The sequence below is a fragment of the Peptoniphilus sp. HMSC075B08 genome, assembly GCF_001815405.1.
Classification (GTDB): domain Bacteria; phylum Bacillota; class Clostridia; order Tissierellales; family Peptoniphilaceae; genus Peptoniphilus_A; species Peptoniphilus_A harei.
Genome location: NZ_KV820450.1, coordinates 20647 through 44776, shown reverse-complemented (window position 1 = coordinate 44776; position 24130 = coordinate 20647). Strand labels below are relative to the sequence as shown.

The following is a 24130-nucleotide window of genomic DNA, read 5'->3' as shown; positions in this document are numbered from 1 at the left end:
TTTACTTATCCACAAGTTTACTCACAATTGTATATAGATTTATGAACTGTTATTTATCAACAATATATAAATTGTTAATAAGGAGGAAATATGGACAAGGAACTTTCCACTATGTGGGAGTCTTTCTTAAAAGAACTTGAAAAAAAGTCAATGTCTCAAGTTACATACTCCACTTGGTTTTCCAGAATGCTTCCAAAATCAATTGATTATGATGAAGAAAAAATCATAATCACAGTTCCCTCTCCCTTTATAAGAGATTATCTTGTAAATAATAAGAGGCACTTTGACCTCGTAGGGGAAGCCCTCAAGGAGATTACGGGAATTGATTTTGATATAAGCATAATTTCAGAAGATGAAGCAACAGACCAAAACCCTGCAGGCCTTATAAATAAGAACTTCTTAAGCATATCAAGGCTAAACCCAAAATACACTTTTGATACCTTTGTGGTGGGCAAGAGCAATGAATTCGCCCATGCAGCAGCTTTGGCTGTCTCTGAAAATTACGAAAATCCGCAAAATGCCTTTTCAAACCCCCTCTTCATTTATGGAGGTGTAGGACTTGGAAAGACCCATTTAATGCATGCAATTGGACATTTTGTACTAGAACAAGATCCTACAAAGAAAATTTTATACGTTACAAGTGAGCAGTTTACCAACGAGCTCATAAATTCAATCCAGACCAATAAGAATGAAGACTTTAGGAATAAATACAGGAAGGTTGACCTTCTACTTATAGACGATATCCAGTTTATAGCTGATAAAGACAGGACTCAGGAAGAATTTTTCCATACCTTTAATGAGCTCCATGAGCAAAATAAGCAAATTGTCCTAACATCTGATAAACCGCCTAAGGATATTAAGAGCCTTGAAGAAAGGCTTATTTCTAGGTTTGCCTGGGGTCTTGTAGTAGATATTGGACCTCCAGATCTTGAAACTAGGATTGCAATTTTGAGGAAAAAGGCTGATTCTGAAGGATTTGAGGTTTCCCAAGAAGTGATGAATTTTATTGCAGAAAATGTCAGAAGTAACATAAGAGAACTTGAGGGAGCCCTATCCAGGGTTATGGCCTATTCAAAGCTAACAGATTCAGATATTTCCGTTGAATCTGCTGCCATAGTCCTTAGGGATATCTACGAAACTAAGGCCAAAAAACAAATAACTGCAGAATATATAAAGTCTGAAGTTGCTAAAAAATATGGACTAAATCTTGATGATTTAAATTCTAGAAAAAGGACCAAGGCTATAGCCTATCCAAGACAAATAGCCATGTATATAACAAGAGAACTAACTGATCTTAGCCTTCCTAAGATTGGAGATGTATTTGGTGGACGTGACCACTCTACTGTTATTCATGCCTACGACAAAATAAGCAAGGATTTAGAAGATGATCCTGTATTTAAAATTGAGATTACTAATTTAATAAAAGAGATAAAATCTTAGTTGTTGATAAGTTTTTATAAGTGTCAATCTTATCCACAATTTATCAAGAGAAATTTTTATTGTAACTCATAACTTTTAGGGACTTATTAACAAATCCACAGGCCCTACTACTATTACTGATTAATATACTATTTTCTAGGAGGAAAAAATGCTAATAAAGGTTAACAGAAAAGAACTGACAAAACATATTTCCATAGTTCAAAAAGCAATTTCTCAAAGAACGACTATGCAAATACTTGAAGGTATAAAAATATCAGCCAAAGACAACATCCTTACTCTTACTGCAACAGATACAGAAATAAGCATAAAGACTGAGCTTAAGGCAATTGTTGAAAGAGAAGGAGAAATTGTAATAAATTCAAGACTCTTTGGAGATATTATTAGAAAACTTGAAAACGACATTATAAATATAAATGTAGAAAATTATATGATGAACCTTAAATGTGGTGATTCAATCTTTAACTTATCCACACAAAAGGCTGATGAATATCCAGACCTACCAAAAGTAGAAGAAGATATTACTATAGATATGTCAGCTAAGGACCTAAAAAACATTGTAAAGAAGACAACTTTTGCCGTTTCTAGTGACGAATCACGAATTGTCTTTACAGGTGTCCTAATGGATATAAAGAAAAACTTTATAAATTTTGTTGCCCTAGATGGTTTTAGGATGGCAATCCAAAAACTTGAAAAGGAAACTGGAATTGAAAATTCAATTATAATTCCGTCAAGATCACTTAATGAACTTGTAAAGATAGTTGATGATGAAGAAGATCTTAAATTAAATATTTCAAGAAATAATATTGTATTTAAGTTTAACAATACTGTATTTTATTCAACCCTATTAAGTGGAGACTTCTTTAGCTACAGTGCTCTTCTAAGAGATGAACACAAGATTTCTACATCTGTATCAAAGAGAGAATTCCAACTTGCAGTGGAAAGGGCATCCCTTCTTGCAAGAGAAGACAGGGCCAACCTAATCAAATTAAATGTAGCTGAAAATTATATTGACATAAAGAGTAATTCAGAAATTGGAGATGTTTTTGAAAAAGTTAAAACATCAGAACACGATGAAAGTTTAGATATTGCTTTTAATTCAAGATATATTTTAGACGGGGTTAAGATACTAGAATCTGATGAAATTGTCCTTAATTTCACTGACTCAGTAAACCCACTAATAATTACAGAAAAAGAAAATGATTCCTATATATATCTTGTCTTACCAGTAAGACTTGCGGGGTAACTATGGAAACAATTAAAATAAATACTGAATTTATAAAACTAGATTCTTTCCTAAAACTAACAAACCTTTGTGAATCAGGTGGTCTTGCAAAGACCCTTATCCAAGAAGGTGCTGTTATGGTTAATGGAGAAGTGGAAACTAGGAGAGGAAAAAAATTATACAAGGGAGATAAAATTTCTTTTGAGGGAAATGACTTTATAATTGGTGAAAAATGAAACTCAACCATCTAAGACTTTTTAATTTTAGAAATTACAAGGGTTTAGATTTTATTCCAGGTGAAAATATAAATGTTCTCTATGGTCTAAATGCTTCGGGAAAGACCAACTTGTTGGAATCAATTTACATGTCTATAAGGGCCACTTCTTTTAGGAGCCTAAAGGACAATGACCTCATTAATATTGATGAAAATTCTTCAAGTATTATTACAAGATACATGACAGAGGACTATAAGGACGACTACAGGATTGAAATTTCAAAGTTTGAAAACAAGAAACTTTTTATAAACGATGACAAGGTGAATACTAAAGAATACAGAAAATCTAGATTTGTAGTGATTTTTAATCCTGAAGATTTAAATATAATAAAATACTCACCCAAGGAAAGAAGAAAATTCTTAGACGACTTGCTTTCAAATATTGATCTAAATTACGATTTTTATATGTATAAGTATAGGAGACTTTTGTTCGAGAGAAACAAGCTTCTAAAGATGAACATGGACAGAAATCTTCTAGATGTCTACGACAGGGAAATCGTAAAAAATGGTACCAAGATAATTATAATGAGGTTAAAGACTATTAAGAAGTTAAATGAAATTGCCAAAAAACATTATAAAAACTTATCTGGAGACGATTTAAATATAACCTACCTATCCACAGTCCCAGTTTTCGTGGACGAGGAAGAGCTAATGGAAAATTATTTAAAAATATTAAAGGAATCCCTCCCAAAGGACCTTGAGAAGAGATACACAACAATTGGACCCCACAGGGATGACTTGGACTTTAAGATAAATAAATTTTCCTCTAAGTCTTATGGGTCCCAGGGAGAGCAGAGATCTATAGTCTTGAGTTTAAAATTATCTGAAGCAGATCTTATAAGAGATTTATATAAAACAAAGCCTCTACTTTTACTTGATGATGTCTTTTCGGAAATTGATTCTAAGAGAAGTAGATACTTATTACATTCACTAAAAGATTTACAGACCTTTATCACCACAACAGAGGCTAACGAATTTCTAAAATCCGTTGATGCCAATTTTTATAGGGTGAGCCAAGGTAGGATTTTGTAAAAGAACAGGAGAAAAAATGGCAAAGGACAAAAGACATTATGACGCGTCGGATATACAGGTCTTAGAAGGACTAGACCCCGTTAGAAAAAGACCGGGTATGTATATTGGATCTACTGGACCAAGAGGTCTACACCACCTAGTTTATGAGATTGTAGACAACTCCATTGACGAGGCTCTTGCCGGTATATGTGATCATATTATTATAAAAATAAATAAAAATGGAAGTGTTGAAATAACTGACAATGGTTCAGGTATACCAGTTGACATCCATCCACAAACAGGTAAGTCTACAGTAGAAACTGTACTTACAATTCTTCACGCTGGTGGTAAGTTTGACAACTCTGCCTACAAGGTTTCTGGTGGACTTCACGGTGTTGGTGTATCTGTAGTTAACGCTCTTTCAAATAAATTAGTAGCAACTGTAAAAAGAAATGGAAAAATTTACAGGCAAGAATTTTCCAAGGGACACAGAAAAAGTGACCTAGAAGTTATTGGAGAAACTAAAAAAGATGATACTGGTACAACAATTTACTTTGAACCAGACGATACTATCTTTGAAACTGTAGAATTTTCTGATGAAGTTTTATCCAAGAGATTTAGGGAGATGGCCTTCCTAAATAAGGGGATAAAAATTGAATTTATAGATGAGAGAAAGGACTTAAAGGAAGTATTTCACTATGAAGGTGGAATAAAATCCTTTGTTGAATTTATTAATGCAAAGAAAAAACCAGTTCATGATGAAATCATCTACATAGATGAAGTCAGGGAAGAGACAGCAGTTGAAATTGCAATCCAATACACAGACTCCTACTCAGAAGTTGTGCTTTCTTTTGCAAATAATATTAACACTGAAGAAGGTGGAACCCACCTTTCTGGTTTTAGGTCAGCCCTAACAAGGACCCTAAATGATTATGGTAGAAAAAATAATATTATAAAGGAAAAGGAAGAAAATCTATCTGGTGAAGACGTAAGGGAGGGTATTTCTGCAGTTATAAGTGTAAAATTACCTGACCCACAATTTGAAGGCCAAACTAAGGCAAAGCTAGGAAATTCTGAAACTAGGGGAGTTGTAGATTCAGTTTTATCTGAAGAATTGGCAATTTTCTTGGAAGAAAATCCAAAAGTTGGAAAACAAATCCTAGACAAGGCCCTATCAGCAAGACGTGCAAGAGAAGCTGCCAGAAAGGCAAGAGACCTTACAAGAAAGAAAAATAATCTTGAATCCATGACTCTTCCAGGTAAGCTTGCAGACTGTCAAAACGACGATCCAAAGAGAAATGAAATCTTCCTAGTCGAAGGTAATTCTGCTGGTGGTTCTGCCAAGGACGGCAGGGACTCAGCCTACCAAGCAATCCTACCTCTTAGGGGTAAGATTATGAACGTTGAAAAAGCAAGACTTGATAGGATGCTTAACTCTTCAGAAATCCGTGCCATGATTACAGCTTTTGGAACAGGAATTGGAGAAGAATTTGACTTAGAAAAATTAAGATACGACAAGATCATAATCATGACCGATGCCGATGTTGATGGTGCTCACATTATGACTCTTCTACTAACATTCTTCTTTAGATACATGAAGCCTCTTATAGAAGAGGGACATGTCTATGTTGCCCAAGCTCCACTTTATGGAATAGAAAAGGGAACTAAGATCTTGAGATATTGTCACAATGAAAAGGAACTTAGACTTGCCCTAAAAGAATACAAGGATTCTAAGGTCAACATAAAGAGGTACAAGGGTCTTGGGGAAATGGACCCAGAACAACTTTGGGAGACTACAATGAACCCAGACAACAGACTTCTTTTAAAGGTTAATATAGACGATTTAACAGAAGCAGATGACACTTTCTCAATCCTAATGGGATCAGAAGTTGAACCAAGAAGAGACTTTATAACAGAAAATGCAGTTTATGCAGATTATATAGATGCATAGGAGTAAACTATGAGTGAAAATAAGATTATAGAATCAGGAATACTTGATGTAGATATTAATAAAAAGATGAGATCATCTTATCTTGACTATTCAATGTCTGTAATTGTTGCAAGAGCACTTCCTGATGTACGTGATGGACTAAAACCAGTCCATAGAAGAATTTTATACGGTATGCAGGGACTTAATCTTGCATCCAATGGACCCTACAGAAAGTCAGCAAGGCTTGTTGGGGATGTAATGGGTAAGTATCACCCTCACGGTGACTCATCTATTTACGAAGCAACAGTTAGACTTGCCCAAGACTTTAACACAAGATATACCCTAGTTGATGGCCAAGGTAACTTTGGTAACATTGATGGTGACGGGGCTGCGGCTATGCGTTATACAGAAGTTAGGATGACCAAGCTTGCAGAAGAAATGCTAAGGGATATAAATAAGGATACAGTTGATTTTGTTCCAAACTTTGATGAAAACGAAAAGGAACCAACAATACTTCCAGCAAGATTTCCAAATCTTTTAGTAAATGGGTCTAGTGGTATTGCCGTAGGTATGGCCACAAATATGGCTCCTCACAATATGAATGAGTCCATTGACGGAATTATAGCCTACATTGATAATGATGAAATTTCTATTGCTGAACTTAATCAAATAATTAAGGGACCAGACTTCCCTACAGGTGCCCAAATTATGGGAACTGAAGGAATAAGAGCAGCCTATGAAACAGGTAGGGGAAAGATAACTGTAAGGGCAGTTGCAGAAATCAAAGCCTTTAAGAACAATCGTGAAAAAATTGTAATAACAGAACTTCCTTACCAAGTTAACAAGTCTTCACTTATTATGAAGATTGCAGAACTTGCTAAGAACAAGGTAATAGATGGAATTTCAAATATAACTGATGCCTCAAATAGGAAGGGCATCAACATAATAGTTGAACTAAAAAGAGATGCAAATGCAGAAGTTGTTTTGAATAAGCTTTATAAAAACACCCAAATGCAAACAACTTTTGGAATCATAAATCTTGCCCTAGTTAATGGTAAACCAGAAATCCTAAATCTTAAGGAGATTATAAGATACTATGTTGACCACCAAGTTGAAGTGGTGACTAGGAGGACAAAGTTCGATCTAGACAAGGCAGAAAAGAGGGCCCACATAGTTGAAGGTCTTTTCATAGCTCTTGATAATATCGATAGGATTATAAAAATTGTAAGGGCATCTAAGGATGACAAGGAAGCCAAGGAAAAGTTCTATGAAGAATTTAAATTAACAGAAGAACAATCCCAAGCTATCTTGGACATGAGAATCAGAAGACTTACTGGACTTGAAAGAGATAGACTTGAAGCTGAATATGAAAAACTTCAATCTGACATCAAATGGTTTAGGGAAATATTAGAAAATAATGATGTCCTTATGAACCTAATCAAGGAAGAACTTCTTGAAATAAAAGAAAAATATGGTGACCTAAGAAGAACTGTTATCTCCCACGATTCTACTGATATAGAAATTGAAGACATTATAAAGAAAGAAGATGTTGTAATAACTCTTACTCAATTTGGCTATATCAAGAGGATGAGCGAGGGAACTTATAAGCCACAAAAAAGAGGTGGCAGGGGAGTTTCTTCAGGCAATATGAGGGATAAGGACTTTGTCAAAGAATTATTCGTCACATCTACTCACGATATGATTTTATTCTTTACATCACTTGGTAATGTCTTTAAATTAAAGGCCTACGAAATACCAGAAGACTCAAGGACATCAAGGGGTACAGCTATTATAAATTTACTTGATCTTGAAGAAGATGAAAGGGTAACTTCAATAATACCTGTTAAAGAATATGACCCAGACCTAAACTTCTTAATGGTAACTGAAAAGGGACTTATTAAGAGAACTCCATTTAAAGATTACAAAAATATTAGAAAATCTGGTATTATTGCTATAAAGTTAAATGAAGATGATAAATTAATCGATGTTCATTTGACTAAGAATAATGAAGATGTAATACTTGTAACTAAAAAGGGCCTATCCATTAGGTTCAACGAAGAACAAGTTAGGAAGTCTGGCAGAAACTCCATGGGAGTTAAGTCCATAGACCTTGTTGATGATGACATTGTAGTTTCATCTGATTTAGTGGTGGAAGATAAGTATCTTCTTGTTATATCAGAAAATGGTTATGGAAAATTAACAGAAATAGACAAGTACAGACCACAAAATAGGGGTGGAAAGGGACTTCTAACTTACAAGATTACAAATAAAACTGGAGATGTTGCTTCAGCTGCTGTAGTAGAAAAAGAAGACGACGTTATGATAATTGCAAACTCTGGAATTATTATAAGAATTCTTACAGAAGATATCTCCATCCAAGGAAGAAATACATCTGGTGTTAAACTTATGAATTTGACAGATGCAAAAGTTGTAGCTGTTGCAAATTATATTGGAGACTAGGAGGATTTATGGAATTTAAATTAGAGTCAAAAAACACTGATGAATTTTTAGTATTATATCCAATGGGAGAACTTGACGTTTATAATACAAAGAAATTCAAGGAAAAATCTATAAAACTTTATGAAAAAGATAAAAAGGATATTTTATTCGACTGTAAAGAACTAGAATATTTAGACTCTACAGGTTTAGGATCTCTTATCTTTATCCTAAAAGAAGTAGAAAAAAATGATAATAAAATTGTAATTGAAAACCTAAATCCACAAATTATGAAACTATTCAAGATAACTAAGCTTGAAGATATGTTTGAAATCAGGGGGTAATATGGATACTTTAAAATACCAAATACCCAATGATGCCAAATATTTTTCTACAGTTAGACTTATGCTTTCTGGCATCTTAAATATCCTAAATAGGGACATAGAAGAGATAGAAGACCTAAAGATGGCTGTAACAGAAACTTTAAATATTTGTCACAAGTTAGGCGAAGATGACCACATTGACTTGGTCTTTGAAATAGAAGAAGCTAAAAATATAAAAATTTATGTAAGTGAGATTAATGAAGAAAAATTAGATGCATCTGAAGACCTATCCCTTGCAAAGACTATTATAGATTGTCTTGTAGATGAATCTCATTTTGATGGAAATAAATTTATTTTATCTAAAAAATTATAAGGGTTGCTATGAATTTAAAAGAATACAACAATTTAGATAGAAGACTAACAAAGGAAGAGAGAAAAGAACTTTTTAATGAATATCACAAGACAAGAGAGCAAGAAATCAGGGATATTCTAATAGAAGAGCACCTCTACATTGCAGAGATCCTATCTAAAAAATATACAGGCAGGGGAATAGATTATGATGATATCTATCAGGTGGCATCTATTGGATTAATCTATGCCATTGAGAGATACGACCCTGAAAAGGGCTTCGAGTTTTCTTCCTTTGCCACTCCAACAATAATTGGAGAAATAAAAAAATATTTTAGGGACAATGGTTGGACTATTAGGGTCCCAAGGAGAATCCAAGAACTTTCAAAGAAGATCTCCAATGCAACTGTGAGTCTTTCACAAAAGTACCAAAAGACTCCAACTATAGACGAGATTGCAGAATACCTGGATTCAACTCCAGAGGAAGTTATGGAGGCCATGGAAGCATCTAAGGTCTACACTCCACAATCTCTTGATGTAACTTATGAATCTGGAGATGAAAATGAAGTGAACTTATCTGATTTAATAGGAATTGAAGAAGAATATTTTGACAAGATAGAATCCAATGACTTCTTTAAGAAGGCCATGGAAAACCTAGATGAAGTTGAAAGGACAATTCTTATTGACAGGTACTTCAACAAGAAGACTCAAGTTGTAATTGCCAAGAAATTAAACATTTCTCAAATGACAGTTTCAAGAATTGAGAAGAAGGTCTTGGAGAAGATGAAAAAAGAAGTCGCTAAGACTATGGAGGTATAATGAATAGAAATAGATACCTGGTTACCCTCTTAAAACTAGTTAACATGTTTGAAATAGTTGTTTCGATAATGCTTATAGCAGGAGTAATAGTTTCAGTGCCAGATATAATGAAGTATTACTTCAAAATACTGACAAATGATGCAGTCCTATCTTATGAAATATTTCAAAATTTTTTATCTCACGTCCTCTTGCTAGTAATAGCCATAGAGTTTGTGGTACTTATGATTGCACATACAGACACCAACATCATCCATTTGATCTTGCTTGTAATCTCAAGGAAGATGCTGGTTTATTCTGACACTATGCTTGATTTACTTATAGCAACTATAGCCATAGCAGTACTCTTTGCTGTTAGGAAGTTCTTGTTAACAGGAGTAAATATGGATGCTGAAGGAAATGAAAATGAGTACTCTGCATCAACACCTATGAAGGTCCTAAACAAGAGGTATGGATTTGATATAGAAGCAGGAAAAGCTACGACTATTGGTGGTTATGTAGCAGGTCTTCTCATAAAGAATGCAGAAGAGCCAGAAGTTGGTGTTATCGTCGACGATGGCGAATACATTTTCCAAATTGTCAAGATGGCAAGTGGTGGTGTAATAGAAACTGTTTCTGTTGAGAGAATCGATGAGAAAATAGAAGAAGACAAGAAAAAAGATATTAAAAAATAGGATAAATAGAGATTAAAAGTGTCGGTTAGTCCGGCACTTTTTTTGTAATTATAAAACTTATCTTAGCTTACTTTAGATTAGCAAATGATAAAAAATTTGAACTTATAAAATTTATCTTAGTTAATTTTAGATTAGCAACTTATAAAAAAATTTATAAGTCGAAAATTATAAGTTATTTATAAAAATTTTAAAAGTCTGTAATATTTTGTAAATTACAAGTCCATAATTTTTACTAAAACTACAAAAGGGAAGAAAAAAATATTTAAAATGTTATAATAAACTTGGTGATATGATGAAATACATAATGGCATTCGATGCAGGTACAACATCTGCTAGAACTATAATTTTTGATAAAAAGGGAAATCCAGTTTCTGTTGCCCAAAAGGACCTGATCAAGCACTTTCCAAAACCTGGCTACGTAGAAGAAGAACCAGATGACTTGTGGTCCAAGCAAATTGGTACAGCAGTTGAAGCCATGTCTAGGAAGGAAATTGACCCCGAAGACATAGCAGCAATTGGGATAACTAACCAAAGGGAAACGACAATTGTTTGGAACAAGAAGACCATGGAGCCAGTTTACAATGCAATTGTCTGGCAGTGTAAGAGGACTTCAAAATATTGTGAAGAATTAAAGGAAAGAGGCCTGGAGGAAACTATAAGAGAAAAGACAGGTCTTGTAATTGACCCTTATTTTTCTGCGACAAAAATCAGGTGGATCCTTGAAAATGTGGAGGGAGCAAGAGAATTAGCAGACAAGGGAGACCTCCTCTTTGGGACAGTTGAAACCTACCTTATCTACAAGTTGACAGACGGAGAAGTCCACATAACTGACTATACCAATGCTTCAAGGACTATGCTCTTTAACATAAAAGAAAAGAAGTGGGACGATGAACTTCTTGAAATTTTTGACATTCCAAGGTCCATGCTTCCAGAGATAAAAAATTCTAGTGAAGTTTATGGCAAGTGCAAGTCCAAGTATCTTGGTTGCGAAATACCTATAGGAGGGGCAATTGGCGACCAACAGTCCTCACTTTTTGGGACAGCTTCCTTTGAAAAGGGGATGGCAAAGTCTACATTTGGAACAGGAGCTTTTATCCTAATGAACACAGGTGATGAGCTAATTAGGTCGCAAAATGGTCTTGTGACAACTATAGCCTGGGCCATGGACGGACAAATAAAGTATGCCCTTGAAGGTTCAATCTTTGAGGCAGGGTCTTGCATAGACTTTATGCGTGACAATCTTAGGATAATTGACCAGGCAGATGATTCTGAATACATGGCAAATAAGGTGGAAGACACAAATGACTGCTACTTTATACCAGCCTTCACAGGTCTAGGGGCTCCTTACTGGGATCAATATGCCAGAGGGTCTATAGTGGGCCTTACAGGGTCCGTAAATAAATATCATGTAGTGAGAGCTGCCCTAGAATCAATAGCCTATTTATCCTGCGATGTAATAAAGGCCATGCAAGAGGATTCAAAGACAAAAATTAGGTCTCTGACAGTTGACGGTGGAGTTAGCAAGAATAACTTCTTGATGAAGTTTTTATCAGATATAGTTGATGTCCACATAGAAAGGCCAAAAGTTGTAGAACTAACTGCCTTAGGAGCTTGTTATATGGCAGGACTTGCAGTGGGATTTTGGAAGGACATTGACGAAATAAGAGAAAATAACGCTATAGACAAGTGCTTCGACCCAGATATGGATGAAGAAGAGAGAAATAAAAAGATGGCGAGATGGCATGAAGCTGTTAAATATTCCATGAATTGGGCAAAATAAATTAAATTTAAAGGAGACCAAATCGAAATAGACTAGGTCTCCTTTAAATTTAATTTATTTTAAATTATCGATTATGTTATCACGAGATAGCTCTCTCATGCCACTTTTTTGTGCTAAGAGTAAACCAATTATAGTTACAATAAAAATAAATAACAAAGGCAGATAATTTATATTAATTAAAATTTCTCTAATAGCAAAATTTACTTCATAAGGACTTCTTTTTGCTCTTGCAAAAACTGATAAGGCAAATACAAATGCGTAAATAGCAAGAATTCTTGTAATTAAAATTTTTAGCTCATTATTTATCATTTTTCTAATTTGCAAATCAGTCATACCTGCAGTGGAAAGAAGATTAAATTCTTTTTTTCTCGCTCGCAAATTTCCATGAAAAGAATTATAGGCGTTGGACAGGGCAATAATTAAGAATATTATTTGAATTCCTAAACTTAATAGATTTTCATTTCGGCTTTGCTCAGAGTTTATAGCTTTTCTTGTGATGTCAGAAAAGATTGAATAATCTGATTTTTGAAAATACGCTGTGATTATTTTTATTGCATCTTCAGAAACATCTTTTAAATTTTCCTTTGCTTTTATTTTTACAATAAATTTATTTGCAGGATTAGCTGGGTCGTTCCCATATTTTTTTATAAACTTATCAAAAGAATTTTCATTTGTGATGATATAAATTCCAAGTCCTAGATGTTCTTCTAAATCGTAAGGGAATTTTTTTATATTAGATAAATTATTAATATTAATAATTTTTCCACCATCATAATATCTCAGATTTATAGTATTATTTTTTGAGTCAGTTAAAGGAATATATTTTCTAAATTTATAGGGAGTAAAATTATTTTTTGGTGTTTTGTTTAACAAAAGAAAGTTACTTTCTTCTGTCAAATTATTTTCCTTTTTGATTTTGTTAAAGTCCTCCTTTGAAAGAGCAAGTATTCTAACAAAGTAATCTTCTGACTGACTTTTATTTTCTAAATCATTTTCAAATTTATTTGATAAGAAATTTTTGTTATCAGATTTATAGAACTTAAAATCTTTTTCTTCAAAAATGTGAATTTCATCTACGAAATTTATGTTTTTCAGGCTATCAACCATATTTTTATTTAATCTTGAATCAGAAAAAAGATAAGCTTCAAAATTATAAGGGTCATCAAATTTATTATATTTTGCGTTCATATTTCTATAAGAAACAGATACTAAAAGAACATTCATGGCAATAGCAGATAACAAAATGGCAATGGAAATCACTTTATAAGTATTTTTGTAAGTTTTAAAATAATCCTTTGCGAGAGTTTTTTCTATGCTGCCTTTAATTTTAGATTTACCTTGTTTTTTCTTTTTGGGATCTAATCCATTTAAGCCTTCAACTACATTTATTTTTGAACTTTTTCTAGCAGGCACAATGGCAGAAATATATACCATTAGCAGTGAGAAAAATAAAATTATAAAGATTGATTTAATATCTGGAGTATAGAATTTAAAACCATGCATTTCTAAATTATCACTTAAAATTTTAGACATATTTTTATAACTTATGCGGTTGTTAATATACATGAGATATGTTAAAAAAATAGCAGTTAAGTAAGACAAAAGAGTTCCAATTAAAATGGGAAAAAATGAAATCTTAAAAGCCTTTAGCTTCACAAGTTTTTTGGTTTGTTTTTCCGTCATGCCTGAAGATTTTAAGAGAGCAAGTTCTTTTATATCTCTATTATTGTAAACATTAAAGGATCCATAAATCATAACTGCAAAGAGAAGAATTAGGATAAAGAATAGTCCAAAAGATTCAATAAATGAATTTACTACTCTTTTTGGCGGGATGAGTCCCTTTGGAAATATCATCTTTGACTCCAAAAGAGATGCGTTGTAAAAAAGTTGACCCTTGTCTAGGGCTTTCTTTTCATTAATATTTAAGTCTTTTAGAATTTTTCTAGTATTGGTATAAGTATCTCTAGGATTTTTATACCAAATATAGGCAAAATAGCTTTCACCCTTTTTAAAGTCGAGACCTTTACTATCATCAAAATAAGAAAAAGCAACTGGATCTTCAAAAGAAAAGGAAAAATCTTCGTAAACACCAACAATTTTATAAATTTTCTCATTAATTTTAATGTTTGAAGTAATTTTATAATTTCTATTTTTATTTAGGAATTGTTTTGTAACAACTATTTCTCTTGAATTTTTTGGATTTCTTCCATCAATTAAGTGAGTGTCTATATTTTCAAGAAAATATTTTGATTTCTCATAGATAATAAGACCTATATCAGTTGAAATTATTTTGTCATAATGGACTTTTTCGATATCCTTATTTTTTTCTAATAAATCGTAGGTTTGTTTGTCGATTTCTGAAAGGGAAACTTCATAATCTCCAACTGTGTTTTTTAAGTATTTAATTTTTGATTGTCGCAAATCGCTTAAAATAAAGACAATGGTTCCAAGTAAAATTACAGCGAGCAATATAGAAACTCTTGTGGCAAAAGTATCTTTTTTATTGTTTTTTATGGATGAGTTTGCAAGTTCATTTATAATTTTCATTGCAAGCCTTCTTCCAACAAAGACAATCTTCCGTCTACCATTTTATAAACCTTGTTACAGGCATTTGCAACTTTCTCATCATGAGTTATTATCATGATAGTGGAATTAAGCCTTTGATTTACTAGCTTAAAAAGGGAAATTATTTCCTCAGAATTTTTTCTATCTAAATTTCCTGTAGGTTCGTCAGCTAAAACTATGGCAGGTCTTGCTATAAGACTTCTTGCTATGGCAACTCTTTGCTGTTCGCCGCCAGATAGTTCTCTTGGAAATCTATTTAACTTATCCTTTATTCCGAGAATAGAAAGAATTTCATCAAAATATTCTTGGTCAACTTTTTTGTCGTCTAATAGTATTGGCAACAAAATATTTTTTTTAACATTAATATTTGGAATTAAGTTAAAAAACTGATAAATAACTCCAATATTTCGCCTTCTAAAAATTGTAAGGTCTTCCTTATTAAGTTTAGTAATATTTTTATCTTCAATAAAAATATCTCCACTACTTGGCTTGTCAACACCAGCAAGAAGGTGCAGGAAAGTTGATTTTCCAGAGCCACTGTCTCCGATTATAGCAACTAAATCACCTTTAGAAAGATTAAAATTTACATCAACTAGCGCTTCTACTTTGACTTCAGCATCGTAAACTTTTGTCAAATTATTTGTCTGTAAAATAAACATATTTGCCTCCTTTTCCTCATATTAACAAAATAAAGTGACTAGTCAGTGACACATATAATTAAGAATTATATAGTTATTTATAAAATCTCATCTCGAAGGTATTATAATTTTTTTCGCGATTATAAATTAAGTCGCCATTTTCTTTATTTAAAATAGTTTTTGCCATGGGAAGTCCAATACCATAGCCTTGACTGTTTGGGTCAGATTTATAAAATCTCTGCATAGCTTTTTTTAAAGTATCCTTACTCATACCTGGAGAGAAATCTTTGACAAGGATACTTTTAAAGACATTGCTTTCTCTAAGTATAATTTCGATATTATTCTCTGGACTTGCTTCAATTGCATTTTTGCAGATATTTAAAATTGCCTCATGAGTCCATTTTTTATCGCAATTTAAAATAAAATCATCACCAAAAATTTTAACTTCATAATTTTTTATACCAAAGTAAGAATCTAAAGCCTCTTTTACGCTTTTTATCAATTCCAAGACATTTACATACTCTAAATTAAATTTTGTTATATCAGAATCAAGGGAAGCCAGTTTTAAAAGAATGTCTGTCAGATTTTCAAGCCGATTTATATTATTTCTAATTAACAAAATATATTCATCTATATTTTCTTTGTCTTCTTCAATTAAATCCAACATCAACAGAATACCTGTTAAGGGAGTTTTTATTTGATGGGCAAGATCTTCTGAGTAATCTCTTAAAACCTTTTGCTTCTCTTTTGAATTTTCAATTATATTTTTATTTTCTAAAATTATTTTTGTAATTTCATCTTTAAGTTTTCCAAATTCACCATCATTTTTTTTATAAACTTCCTTGTCTGGATTTAAAGAGTGAATTAAATTTATAATTTCGTCAATTTGATCATTTATTTTCTTATTTTTACTCCTTTCAAATAATAAAAGAAAGACAAAAATCAAGATATTCAAAAATATAAAATAAAAAAGAGTGACCATGTCAAATCGTGGACTTATGCAAACTATCAGCATTGATAAAATAATATTAAAAGCAATTATAAATAAATATTTTTTATAATTTTTCATTTTTTTACGCTCTCTTCAATATCTAGTTCCGACCACTTATATCCAAATCCCCTTATAGTTTTAAGGTATTTTTCATAATCTGGACCCAATTTTTTTCTAAGCCTTTTAATTGTTACAGAAAGAGTATTGTCATTTATTTCATAAAAATCATTTTGCCAAATGTTATCTAAAATAAAGTCTCTTGGCAAATTTTCATTTTTGTGTGCGATAAAAAGTTTTAAAAGGGCATATTCCTTTATGTTTAAATCCAAATTTTTGCCGCTTAATTCTGCAGACTTAATATCATCATTTAAAGTCAGGTCTTTAAAAATAATTTCTGTTTTATGTCCAGTCCTTTTCAAAACATTTTCAATTCGAGCTTTCAAAACAGGTAGAGAAAATGGTTTTGATATGTATTCATCTGCACCTTCTGAAAATCCTTTTAGAATATATTTCTCATCATTTTTAACAGTTAGCATTATAATAGGAATTTTTGAAAAACTTCTCACATAGTTCAAGTAATCAAAACCGTTACCGTCAGGTAGATTTACATCTAAAACAATTAAATCAAATTCATTTAAAGAAAGATCTTCAGTGGCAGAAATAGTTTTAAAAATTTTTACGGAATATTTAAATTTTTCAAGATATTTTTTTATGGCAAAAGATATTATATTGTCATCTTCTAGCAAGAGTATTTTTAACATATTATCTCCTTTATTCTTATCTTTAATTTTATTATATATTATTAATTTAAAAAGCCAAAAATATTATGGTAAATTATTTTTGATTGCAACAATAAGCTAACTTTTTTATATATTGTAAAAAATTTAAAAATGAGTTTGATAAATACTATTAGGAAAAGCTTATCTTATTTTGTTATAATAAAGATAGATTAAATATAAGGAGATTTTTATGAACTATAATAAATATTTAAGGGAAAAAATGGTGCCGGCCTTTGGCTGTACCGAGCCCATAGCTTTAGCCTTTGCAGCCAGTCGTGCAAGATTTATCTTGGGAGAGGACCCAGATAAAATCAAGGCCAGCTTATCGGGCAATATTATAAAAAATGTAAATAGTGTAAAGGTTCCAGGGACTGATGGACGAAAGGGAATTGAAATTTCTCTTGCAGCTGGTGCCTTCTTGGGAGACCACACAAAAAAACTTGAGGTCCTATCTGATGTGGACAAGTCAAAACTTGAATACCTTGATGACCTAATAGACAAGGGACTTTGTGACATCGAACTCCTCCACGAGAAAAAGGGACTCTATATTGACGTAGCAATGGAAAAGGGAGATAAAAAATCTCGCGTCATCATCAAGGACTTCCACACAAATATTATTTATGAAAGTCTAAATGATGAAGTCCTTTTTGAAAAAAAAGAAGAAGAAATAAAAGAAGAAGACAAGATTGACCTTTCCTTTGATAAAATTTATGATTTTGCAAAAAATGGAAATTATGATGAGATAATAGACGTCTTGGACAAGGAAATCGAGTATAATTACGCCATTGCCAAGGAAGGAATAGAAAATCCTTGGGGAGCAAATATTGGGAAGATGGTCTTAGAAGATGCAGGAGACAAGTATTCTGAAAAACTTGTGGCCTATGCAGCTGCAGGTTCTGACGCCCGTATGTCAGGTTGTGAAAAACCAGTTGTTATAAACTCAGGATCAGGCAACCAAGGGATAACAGTTTCTGTTCCAATAATTATCTATGCCAAGGAGCATGATATTCCAAAGGATAAATTATACAGGTCCCTTATTTTTGCCAACTTAATCGGCCTTTATATAAAAGAAGGAATTGGCGAGCTTTCAGCCTACTGCGGAGTTGTATCTGCAGGTTCTGCTTCAGTTTGTGGCCTTGCCTTTATGAAAGATGAAGACAAAGATCTAATCAAGGAAATTTTAACAAATGCCCTTGCAACAAACTCTGGCCTAATTTGTGACGGAGCCAAAGAATCCTGCGCCATAAAAATTGCATCTAGTCTAAAGATGGGCTTCTTGGCCTACAAGCAAGCCAAGGCTGGCAATTCTTTTAAGTCAGGAGATGGAATCGTAAAGGGCGACATAGATGAGATGATAAAAACTGTGGGTCACATTGCCATGGAGGGGATGAAAGAGACAGATGAAGTCATCTTGAGAGAAATGATTGGCAAATAAATCTTAATTAACAAGAAAATTTATATTGTAAAATAAGTTAAAAGTTTATAAAAATTCACATAAAAAAGACGAAGTCATGTGACCTCGTCTTTATTTTTTACAAATTTTTATTTTTCAAGAACTTCATAACCCATGTCTTTTAAAATTCCTGTTACAGAATTTTCTGGAACAAGGTGGGCTGCACCAACTAAGATGAAATAAGTATTTTCTCCATCTTCCTTTAACATGGCGTCAATTTTTTTGGCCATATTCTTGTCTCTTTCACTTAAGAGGGACTCGTTAAATTTTTCTGAAGCCTCGTCCCCATCACTTGATAAGAGACTTATCATCTTGTCCTTATTTCCAATTTCCCAAGCACTTAACATTTCATTAAGTCCAGCATTTATATTCTTGTAACCATTTTTTTCTATTTCATCAGTTAAATTCTTAATCATAGAGATATAGGACTCTTTATCAAAGTTAGAAAGTAAATCTGATTGGAAATCAACAGACTCAAGTTCTCCTAATTCAAGATTATTTAAAAGACTAAGAGCTAAGAAATAGGACTCAATACCATAAGTTGCAGTTGCAACTTCTCCTTTAGGGTCTACTGACAATGAATTATATATGGCCCATGGCTTTAACTTATTGACTTGGTCCTCAGTCATTCCAAAGTCCTTAAAAATATTTGCAACTCTAGCAAATAATTCTTCTCCTAAGTCATTCTTTAGGCTTCCGCCATCTTTGTAATACATTTTTTCTTGCATTTCTTTTAATTTTTCTTGATTAGTTAAATCAATTTCCATAAAAATTTTGTCTGAATCTTTAAGAGAATTTATAATATTTTGGTCAATTGGATACATAGAGGATTTACCTATGTGAATAGATCCAAGCATATAAACCTTGTTGTTTTTATTTTCTATTTCGTAGAAAAATCCCTTAGCTACTTTATCATTATCTTGTAAAGTCTTTTTTGTAGCCCTGTTATAAAGAGCCAGGACTTCTTCTAGAGGAATTTTGCTATTTAAATATTCTTCATCTTCTTGTCCAAAAAATATTTTTGATTCTTTTAAATTTTTAACGGCAAACTTGTCATCATTTAAAAGTTTTGAAATTGACTCAAGTGTTTCAAGTCGAGTTAAATCTTTAAAAGTAAAATCTCCACCTGTTTTTAGACCACGAGATTCAATTTTTTCTTTTGCAAGTTTGTAGGCTGTGTTTGCATCTTCTAAAGTAACAGCTTTTCTAAAATCCTTTCCTTCAAAGAAACTTGAAGCAGGATATAAACCCATAAATTGAACATCATTAAGATCTACACTTGCCCATGGACTGAAACTTGGAGACTTGATCTTAGGAGTTTTTTCTTTAGACTTGATCTCTTTAGATTCTTCTATTTTTTTATCTAATGTATTTTGATTTTCTGCATTGTTGCTGACAGATTCTTCGACTTTAACTTCTGTAACTGCAGGACTTGTATCTTCTTGTGCAAAAGCAAAGTTAGGTAGGAAAAGTGTAGGTACTAGTACTAAAGTCGTCAGTATTTTTTTAAATTTTTTCATATTAATCACCCTTATAAATTTCTTTTAGTTTTTTTAACAATTTTTCATTTGCAGGATCTTCCAAAATACAGATTCTAAAATAAGATTCGTCCAAATTTTTAAAACTTTTGCAATCTCTTACTACTAAACCTTCTGCGAGAAGTTTTTCTCTTAATATTGTAGAATTTATACCCTTAAGTATCTTAATTAAAATAAAATTCCCAAAACTCTCATAGGCCCTTAAATTTTCTATATCAGCAAGTTCCTTATAAAAATTTTCTCTACGGGTCCTTATAAAGTCGTAGACTTCCTTGATATAGGCTTCATCAGAGAACATGACCTTGCCGCAAATTTCTGCCACAGAATTAATCTGCCAGAGGACTTCTTTGTCCTTGAAAAACTTCAAAAGTCCTTCATTTGATGTCAGTCCATAGCCAAGTCTTATGCCAGGAAGGGCAAAAAACTTTGATGTCCCCCTTACGACCACCAAGTTGTCATAAGATTTTGTAAGGCCTGATGATGAGTAGGTCCCCATGTCTGTAAACTCAATATAGGTTTCGTCCACCAAGACTTTTGCTTCAGTTTCTCTTAAAATTCTCTCGACTTCAGAATTTTTTAAGATTGTTCCAGTTGGATTGTTGGGGTTTGCAAAAATTAAGAAATCAATATTTTTTTCATTGATTGTATTTATTAGCTGGTCTAAATTTATTTTAAAATCATTTTTTTCTTCAAGATTGTACTCAAATATGTGGGAAAAAATTTTTCTTAACTCCCTCTCATATTCAGAGTAGCAAGGTGATAGGATCATGGCAGTTTTTGGGGCAAAATAATAGATTGTATCCCTCAAAATTTCTGTAGACCCAAGTCCAAGGACAATATTTTCCCTCTTACAGGATGCGTATGTAGAGATGGCTTCCCTTAAATCAAGATAGTCCACGTCAGGGTAAGTTGAAAGTAAGTTTAAATTGTCTTTTAAATTTTCAAGGGCCTTCCTAGATGGTCCCAAGGGATTTATGTTGGAAGAAAAATCCCTAATGTCTTCAATTTTTATGCCTTCTTTTTTCGCAATCTCAAAAACATTTGCGCCGTGACTGTTCATTTTAACACCTCGTTTTCTATTGTACCCTATTTGGTGAATTTTTACATATATTATATAATAAGGGGTAAGAAGAGGGTGAGGTGGCTTATGAATAATTTTAGAAATGACTACAGTGATTTTGGATCCAAGGAAATCTACCAAGAGATAGAAAAGCTTTTTGACCATAAGATTTCTGGTTATGGGACTGATGAAATTTCAAACCAGGCTAGGGACTTAATTTTAAGGGAAATTGGAAGGGACGCGGACATTGAATTTGTGTCTGGAGGCACTGCCACAAACATTTTGGCCACAACTTTTGGTCTTAGGCCCTATGAAGCAGTCTTATCTGCATCAACAGGCCACATAACCCACCATGAAACTGGGTCCATTGAAGCCACAGGCCATAAGGTTGTGACTCTAAAGACTTCTGATGGAAAGTTAAAAGCAGATAAAATTAGAGACTTTATTGATGACCAGCCAGGTGAAATTGATGTAAAGATAAAAGTTGTCTACATTTCTCAAACTACCGAAGTGGGAACGGTCTATTCTATAGATGAAATAAAGGAAATTTATGAAGTCTGCCAAGAAAAGGACCTATATCTTTATATTGATGGGGCGAGAATTGCCCATGCCATGGCTGCAAATTCTAGTAATTTATCAGATTATGCCAAGTATTCCCACATTTTTTCTATTGGGGGAACAAAAAATGGGGCAATCTTTGGTGAAGCCCTGGTGATTTTAGATGAAAACTTGAAGGAAGACTTTAGATATTACTTAAAACAAAGGGGAGCCATGATGGCAAAGTCCTTCTTAATTGGTCTATCTTTTAAGGTCTTATTTCAAGATGGACTTTATTATAAAAATGCCAAGAGGGCCTATGAAATGTCGAGACTTTTAGTTGATGGTCTAAGGGATCTAGGAAGAGAACCAGTATTTTCTGAGTCCAACCAGATTTTTATAAAATCTAGCCCAGAAGAAATTGAAAAATTAGAAAAAGAAAATATTTTTGAAATAGAAGACAAGAAGGAATCTATAATTAGACTTGTTACAAATTATAGGACAAGTGAAGAGGAAGTAAGAGGATTTTTAAATTCTATAAATAATTAGGAGGAATTATGTTAGAAAGAAATATGACAGTTGAAGCTGCAGTAATGGAAAACCCAAAAGTTTTAAAGGAAATCCAAAAGCTTGGAGGAGAATACGACTTTATAGCTATGGAAAGGCTTGAAGATGCCCTAGAATCTCTTGGAGAAAACTATGACCTATTTATCAAAAAAGTTGAAGGACAAGATGACTTCAAGGACATGGATAGGGTTAGGAAGATGAATAAGGAAGAATTAATTCACTATATTGTAGAAGAAATTCACCCACAAGAACTTGCTACAACAGAAAAAATCGACGAAATCTTTAGGGGAGCTATTAAAAAATATTATAGAGAAAGAGGAGAACAACTCTTTGTAATCTATGAAGTTCTTCTTCTTATAAAGGCAGAACTTGTTTCTCACTTTGCCAGCGAAGAAGAGTTTGAATTTAAGGACGCTCTTGCAGGCAAGGATGTGGACTTCGAAAACCTACTTGCAGAACACGAAAAGACAATTGGTCTATTTGACAGGATCAAGTACCTAACTCGTGACTACAAGATGAATGCAGAAGAACCAGAAATCAAGGAACTCAACAAGCTTATGGGAGAACTTGACGAGGACATGAGAAGACACATCTATATAGAAAATGAAATTCTATTTAAGATGTAAGGTCTTGGATTTATAAATAAATTATAAATTATAATTAAAATATTAGGAGTGGCACTGGGGAGTGTAAAATATTTTATCAAAATTAAAATTTATAAATAATAAGTAAAATGGTTTAGCCTAGGCTAGGCCATTTTTCATTGTTCCGAAAGAGGCTTTGTATTATTCCTTTTGTCTTGATATTATTCCGAGGAAGTTTTATAATTTCCTTAATAAGGAGAAGATAATATGTATCTAGGCATAAAAGAAATTGCAAAACTTTGGAATATATCAGAAAGAAGAGTAAGGGTCTTGTGTCAAGAAGGAAGAGTAGAAGGTGCATTTAAAGAAGGAAATATTTGGAAGATTCCTGAAAATGCAATTAAACCATCTGATAAAAGAATAAATAATCCTGAAAACCTATTAGAATTAATAGATAAAAAATTAAAAATTTTAAATAATATGAGGCCCTTAACAGAAGGTGAAGTTGAAAGGCTTACTGAAGACTTTATGGTTGAGTACACCTACAATAGTAATGCCATTGAAGGAAATACTCTCACTCTAAGAGAAACTGATATGGTTCTTAAGGGGCTTACTGTTGGTCAAAAACCACTAAAAGATCACATAGAAGCGGTGTCTCATAAAGAAGCATTTTACTTTATACTTGATCTTGTCAAAGAAAAAAGAGATCTCAGTGAAAGTATAATTAAGCAAATTCATTTTCTTGTTTTGGGAGATAAAAAAGATGATAGGGGAGTTTATAGAAAAGTTCCAGTTAGAATAATGGGAGCAAGTCACGAACCAGTTCAGCCCTATCTAATTGAACCCATGATGGAATCACTTTTAATAGATTATAAATCTTCTCAAGATAATTTAATAAAGAAGCTTGCAAAATTTCACATTGAATTTGAAGCGATCCATCCCTTTATAGATGGAAATGGCAGAACAGGTAGACTACTTGTAAATTTAGAACTTATGAAAAATGGATACCCACCAATTGATATTAAATTTACTGATAGGATTAAATATTATGACGCTTTTGAAGAATATCATAAAAAAAACAATATTAAGGCTATGGAAAATTTATTCGCATCTTATGTAAATGAAAGACTTGATGAATATATTAAAATTTTAGAATTTAAGTAA

Annotated in this window: 21 protein-coding genes; 15 read left to right on the top strand and 6 right to left on the bottom strand. The window is 32.6% G+C overall.

The features are described 5' to 3' along the window. Window positions 1-90: 90 nt before the first annotated feature. The 11 genes from dnaA to glpK all read left to right on the top strand — a co-directional run bounded on the left by dnaA (window position 91) and on the right by glpK (window position 12254). Complete coding sequence (gene dnaA / locus HMPREF3023_RS05330; RefSeq protein ID WP_070701453.1) at window positions 91-1440, top strand: chromosomal replication initiator protein DnaA; 1350 nt, start codon at window positions 91-93, stop codon at window positions 1438-1440. Window positions 1441-1588: 148 nt separating this feature from the next. Continuing rightward, a complete protein-coding gene (gene dnaN, locus HMPREF3023_RS05325) occupies window positions 1589-2683 on the top strand; it encodes a DNA polymerase III subunit beta (RefSeq protein ID WP_070701451.1) in 1095 nt (364 codons plus the stop codon). Window positions 2684-2685: 2 nt separating this feature from the next. Next, window positions 2686-2898 (top strand): S4 domain-containing protein YaaA, encoded by a 213-nt coding sequence (gene yaaA, locus HMPREF3023_RS05320; RefSeq protein WP_070701449.1) that lies wholly within the window; start codon window positions 2686-2688, stop codon window positions 2896-2898. Beyond that, the gene (recF, locus tag HMPREF3023_RS05315) at window positions 2895-3968 is read left to right on the top strand and encodes a DNA replication/repair protein RecF (protein WP_070701447.1); all 1074 of its coding nucleotides are present in this window, start codon (window positions 2895-2897) and stop codon (window positions 3966-3968) included. The genes yaaA and recF overlap by 4 nt, the downstream gene beginning before the upstream one ends. Before the next feature lie 16 nt (window positions 3969-3984). Then, window positions 3985-5898, top strand: a complete 1914-nt coding sequence (gyrB, locus tag HMPREF3023_RS05310; protein ID WP_070701445.1) for a DNA topoisomerase (ATP-hydrolyzing) subunit B — start codon at window positions 3985-3987, stop codon at window positions 5896-5898. A gap of 9 nt (window positions 5899-5907) precedes the next feature. Then, window positions 5908-8337: a DNA gyrase subunit A gene (gene gyrA, locus HMPREF3023_RS05305; RefSeq protein WP_070701443.1), complete on the top strand. Its 2430-nt coding sequence runs from the start codon at window positions 5908-5910 to the stop codon at window positions 8335-8337. An 8-nt stretch (window positions 8338-8345) separates the two neighbouring features. Further along, the gene (locus HMPREF3023_RS05300; protein ID WP_070701441.1) at window positions 8346-8657 is read left to right on the top strand and encodes an STAS domain-containing protein; all 312 of its coding nucleotides are present in this window, start codon (window positions 8346-8348) and stop codon (window positions 8655-8657) included. A 1-nt stretch (window position 8658) separates the two neighbouring features. Then, window positions 8659-9009, top strand: coding sequence for an ATP-binding protein (locus HMPREF3023_RS05295; protein ID WP_070701439.1), 351 nt, complete (start codon window positions 8659-8661; stop codon window positions 9007-9009). An 8-nt stretch (window positions 9010-9017) separates the two neighbouring features. Continuing rightward, window positions 9018-9803, top strand: coding sequence for a SigB/SigF/SigG family RNA polymerase sigma factor (locus HMPREF3023_RS05290; protein ID WP_070701437.1), 786 nt, complete (start codon window positions 9018-9020; stop codon window positions 9801-9803). Continuing rightward, window positions 9803-10474, top strand: a complete 672-nt coding sequence (locus HMPREF3023_RS05285) for a transporter associated domain-containing protein (protein ID WP_070701435.1) — start codon at window positions 9803-9805, stop codon at window positions 10472-10474. Before HMPREF3023_RS05290 ends, HMPREF3023_RS05285 begins: the two co-directional genes overlap by 1 nt. 289 nt (window positions 10475-10763) lie before the next feature. Next, window positions 10764-12254 carry a glycerol kinase GlpK gene (gene glpK, locus HMPREF3023_RS05280; protein ID WP_246829186.1) on the top strand — a complete coding sequence of 497 codons (1491 nt, stop codon included), beginning with the start codon at window positions 10764-10766 and terminating at the stop codon, window positions 12252-12254. 54 nt (window positions 12255-12308) lie between these two features. Here the strand turns inward: glpK and HMPREF3023_RS05275 are convergent, their stop codons facing one another. The 4 genes from HMPREF3023_RS05275 to HMPREF3023_RS05260 form a co-directional block, all read right to left on the bottom strand. After that, a complete protein-coding gene (locus tag HMPREF3023_RS05275; protein ID WP_070701431.1) occupies window positions 12309-14801 on the bottom strand; it encodes an ABC transporter permease in 2493 nt (830 codons plus the stop codon). Next, window positions 14798-15478: an ABC transporter ATP-binding protein gene (locus HMPREF3023_RS05270; protein ID WP_070701429.1), complete on the bottom strand. Its 681-nt coding sequence runs from the start codon at window positions 15476-15478 to the stop codon at window positions 14798-14800. Before HMPREF3023_RS05270 ends, HMPREF3023_RS05275 begins: the two co-directional genes overlap by 4 nt. A gap of 73 nt (window positions 15479-15551) precedes the next feature. Beyond that, window positions 15552-16412, bottom strand: a complete 861-nt coding sequence (locus tag HMPREF3023_RS05265) for a sensor histidine kinase (RefSeq protein ID WP_210400916.1) — start codon at window positions 16410-16412, stop codon at window positions 15552-15554. 110 nt (window positions 16413-16522) lie between these two features. Next, window positions 16523-17209, bottom strand: coding sequence for a response regulator transcription factor (locus tag HMPREF3023_RS05260; protein WP_070701425.1), 687 nt, complete (start codon window positions 17207-17209; stop codon window positions 16523-16525). 208 nt (window positions 17210-17417) lie between these two features. On the opposite strand from HMPREF3023_RS05260, the gene HMPREF3023_RS05255 reads away from it, so the two are divergent. Further along, window positions 17418-18662 carry an L-cysteine desulfidase family protein gene (locus tag HMPREF3023_RS05255; RefSeq protein WP_070701423.1) on the top strand — a complete coding sequence of 415 codons (1245 nt, stop codon included), beginning with the start codon at window positions 17418-17420 and terminating at the stop codon, window positions 18660-18662. Between the two features lie 107 nt (window positions 18663-18769). On the opposite strand, the gene HMPREF3023_RS05250 is transcribed toward HMPREF3023_RS05255, so the two are convergent. Together HMPREF3023_RS05250 and HMPREF3023_RS05245 are read right to left on the bottom strand one after the other, a co-directional pair. After that, window positions 18770-20200 (bottom strand): TraB/GumN family protein, encoded by a 1431-nt coding sequence (locus tag HMPREF3023_RS05250; RefSeq protein ID WP_070701421.1) that lies wholly within the window; start codon window positions 20198-20200, stop codon window positions 18770-18772. Between the two features lies 1 nt (window position 20201). Beyond that, window positions 20202-21278 (bottom strand): pyridoxal phosphate-dependent aminotransferase, encoded by a 1077-nt coding sequence (locus HMPREF3023_RS05245; RefSeq protein ID WP_070701419.1) that lies wholly within the window; start codon window positions 21276-21278, stop codon window positions 20202-20204. Between the two features lie 87 nt (window positions 21279-21365). Between HMPREF3023_RS05245 and HMPREF3023_RS05240 the strand changes: the two genes are divergently transcribed. From HMPREF3023_RS05240 to HMPREF3023_RS05230, 3 genes are all read left to right on the top strand, one after another. After that, on the top strand, window positions 21366-22364 hold the full coding sequence (locus HMPREF3023_RS05240; RefSeq protein WP_070701417.1) for a threonine aldolase family protein: 999 nt from the start codon (window positions 21366-21368) through the stop codon (window positions 22362-22364). Window positions 22365-22372: 8 nt separating this feature from the next. Beyond that, the gene (locus HMPREF3023_RS05235; RefSeq protein WP_070701415.1) at window positions 22373-23008 is read left to right on the top strand and encodes a hemerythrin domain-containing protein; all 636 of its coding nucleotides are present in this window, start codon (window positions 22373-22375) and stop codon (window positions 23006-23008) included. 225 nt (window positions 23009-23233) lie between these two features. Beyond that, window positions 23234-24130 carry a Fic family protein gene (locus tag HMPREF3023_RS05230; RefSeq protein ID WP_070701414.1) on the top strand — a complete coding sequence of 299 codons (897 nt, stop codon included), beginning with the start codon at window positions 23234-23236 and terminating at the stop codon, window positions 24128-24130.

Excerpts from the sequence above, each read along its gene's own strand:
- gyrA (WP_070701443.1), top strand. The coding sequence starts at position 5,908 with ATGAGTGAAAATAAGATTATAGAATCAGGAATACTTGATGTAGATATT.
- HMPREF3023_RS05245 (WP_070701419.1), bottom strand. The coding sequence starts at position 21,278 with ATGAACAGTCACGGCGCAAATGTTTTTGAGATTGCGAAAAAAGAAGGC.
- HMPREF3023_RS05290 (WP_070701437.1), top strand. The coding sequence starts at position 9,018 with ATGAATTTAAAAGAATACAACAATTTAGATAGAAGACTAACAAAGGAA.
- HMPREF3023_RS05255 (WP_070701423.1), top strand. The coding sequence starts at position 17,418 with ATGAACTATAATAAATATTTAAGGGAAAAAATGGTGCCGGCCTTTGGC.
- HMPREF3023_RS05230 (WP_070701414.1), top strand. The coding sequence starts at position 23,234 with ATGTATCTAGGCATAAAAGAAATTGCAAAACTTTGGAATATATCAGAA.
- HMPREF3023_RS05240 (WP_070701417.1), top strand. The coding sequence starts at position 21,366 with ATGAATAATTTTAGAAATGACTACAGTGATTTTGGATCCAAGGAAATC.
- HMPREF3023_RS05300 (WP_070701441.1), top strand. The coding sequence starts at position 8,346 with ATGGAATTTAAATTAGAGTCAAAAAACACTGATGAATTTTTAGTATTA.
- HMPREF3023_RS05260 (WP_070701425.1), bottom strand. The coding sequence starts at position 17,209 with ATGTTAAAAATACTCTTGCTAGAAGATGACAATATAATATCTTTTGCC.
- yaaA (WP_070701449.1), top strand. The coding sequence starts at position 2,686 with ATGGAAACAATTAAAATAAATACTGAATTTATAAAACTAGATTCTTTC.
- glpK (WP_246829186.1), top strand. The coding sequence starts at position 10,764 with ATGATGAAATACATAATGGCATTCGATGCAGGTACAACATCTGCTAGA.
- HMPREF3023_RS05235 (WP_070701415.1), top strand. The coding sequence starts at position 22,373 with ATGTTAGAAAGAAATATGACAGTTGAAGCTGCAGTAATGGAAAACCCA.
- gyrB (WP_070701445.1), top strand. The coding sequence starts at position 3,985 with ATGGCAAAGGACAAAAGACATTATGACGCGTCGGATATACAGGTCTTA.
- HMPREF3023_RS05250 (WP_070701421.1), bottom strand. The coding sequence starts at position 20,200 with ATGAAAAAATTTAAAAAAATACTGACGACTTTAGTACTAGTACCTACA.
- HMPREF3023_RS05270 (WP_070701429.1), bottom strand. The coding sequence starts at position 15,478 with ATGTTTATTTTACAGACAAATAATTTGACAAAAGTTTACGATGCTGAA.
- HMPREF3023_RS05295 (WP_070701439.1), top strand. The coding sequence starts at position 8,659 with ATGGATACTTTAAAATACCAAATACCCAATGATGCCAAATATTTTTCT.
- dnaA (WP_070701453.1), top strand. The coding sequence starts at position 91 with ATGGACAAGGAACTTTCCACTATGTGGGAGTCTTTCTTAAAAGAACTT.
- HMPREF3023_RS05275 (WP_070701431.1), bottom strand. The coding sequence starts at position 14,801 with ATGAAAATTATAAATGAACTTGCAAACTCATCCATAAAAAACAATAAA.
- HMPREF3023_RS05285 (WP_070701435.1), top strand. The coding sequence starts at position 9,803 with ATGAATAGAAATAGATACCTGGTTACCCTCTTAAAACTAGTTAACATG.
- dnaN (WP_070701451.1), top strand. The coding sequence starts at position 1,589 with ATGCTAATAAAGGTTAACAGAAAAGAACTGACAAAACATATTTCCATA.
- recF (WP_070701447.1), top strand. The coding sequence starts at position 2,895 with ATGAAACTCAACCATCTAAGACTTTTTAATTTTAGAAATTACAAGGGT.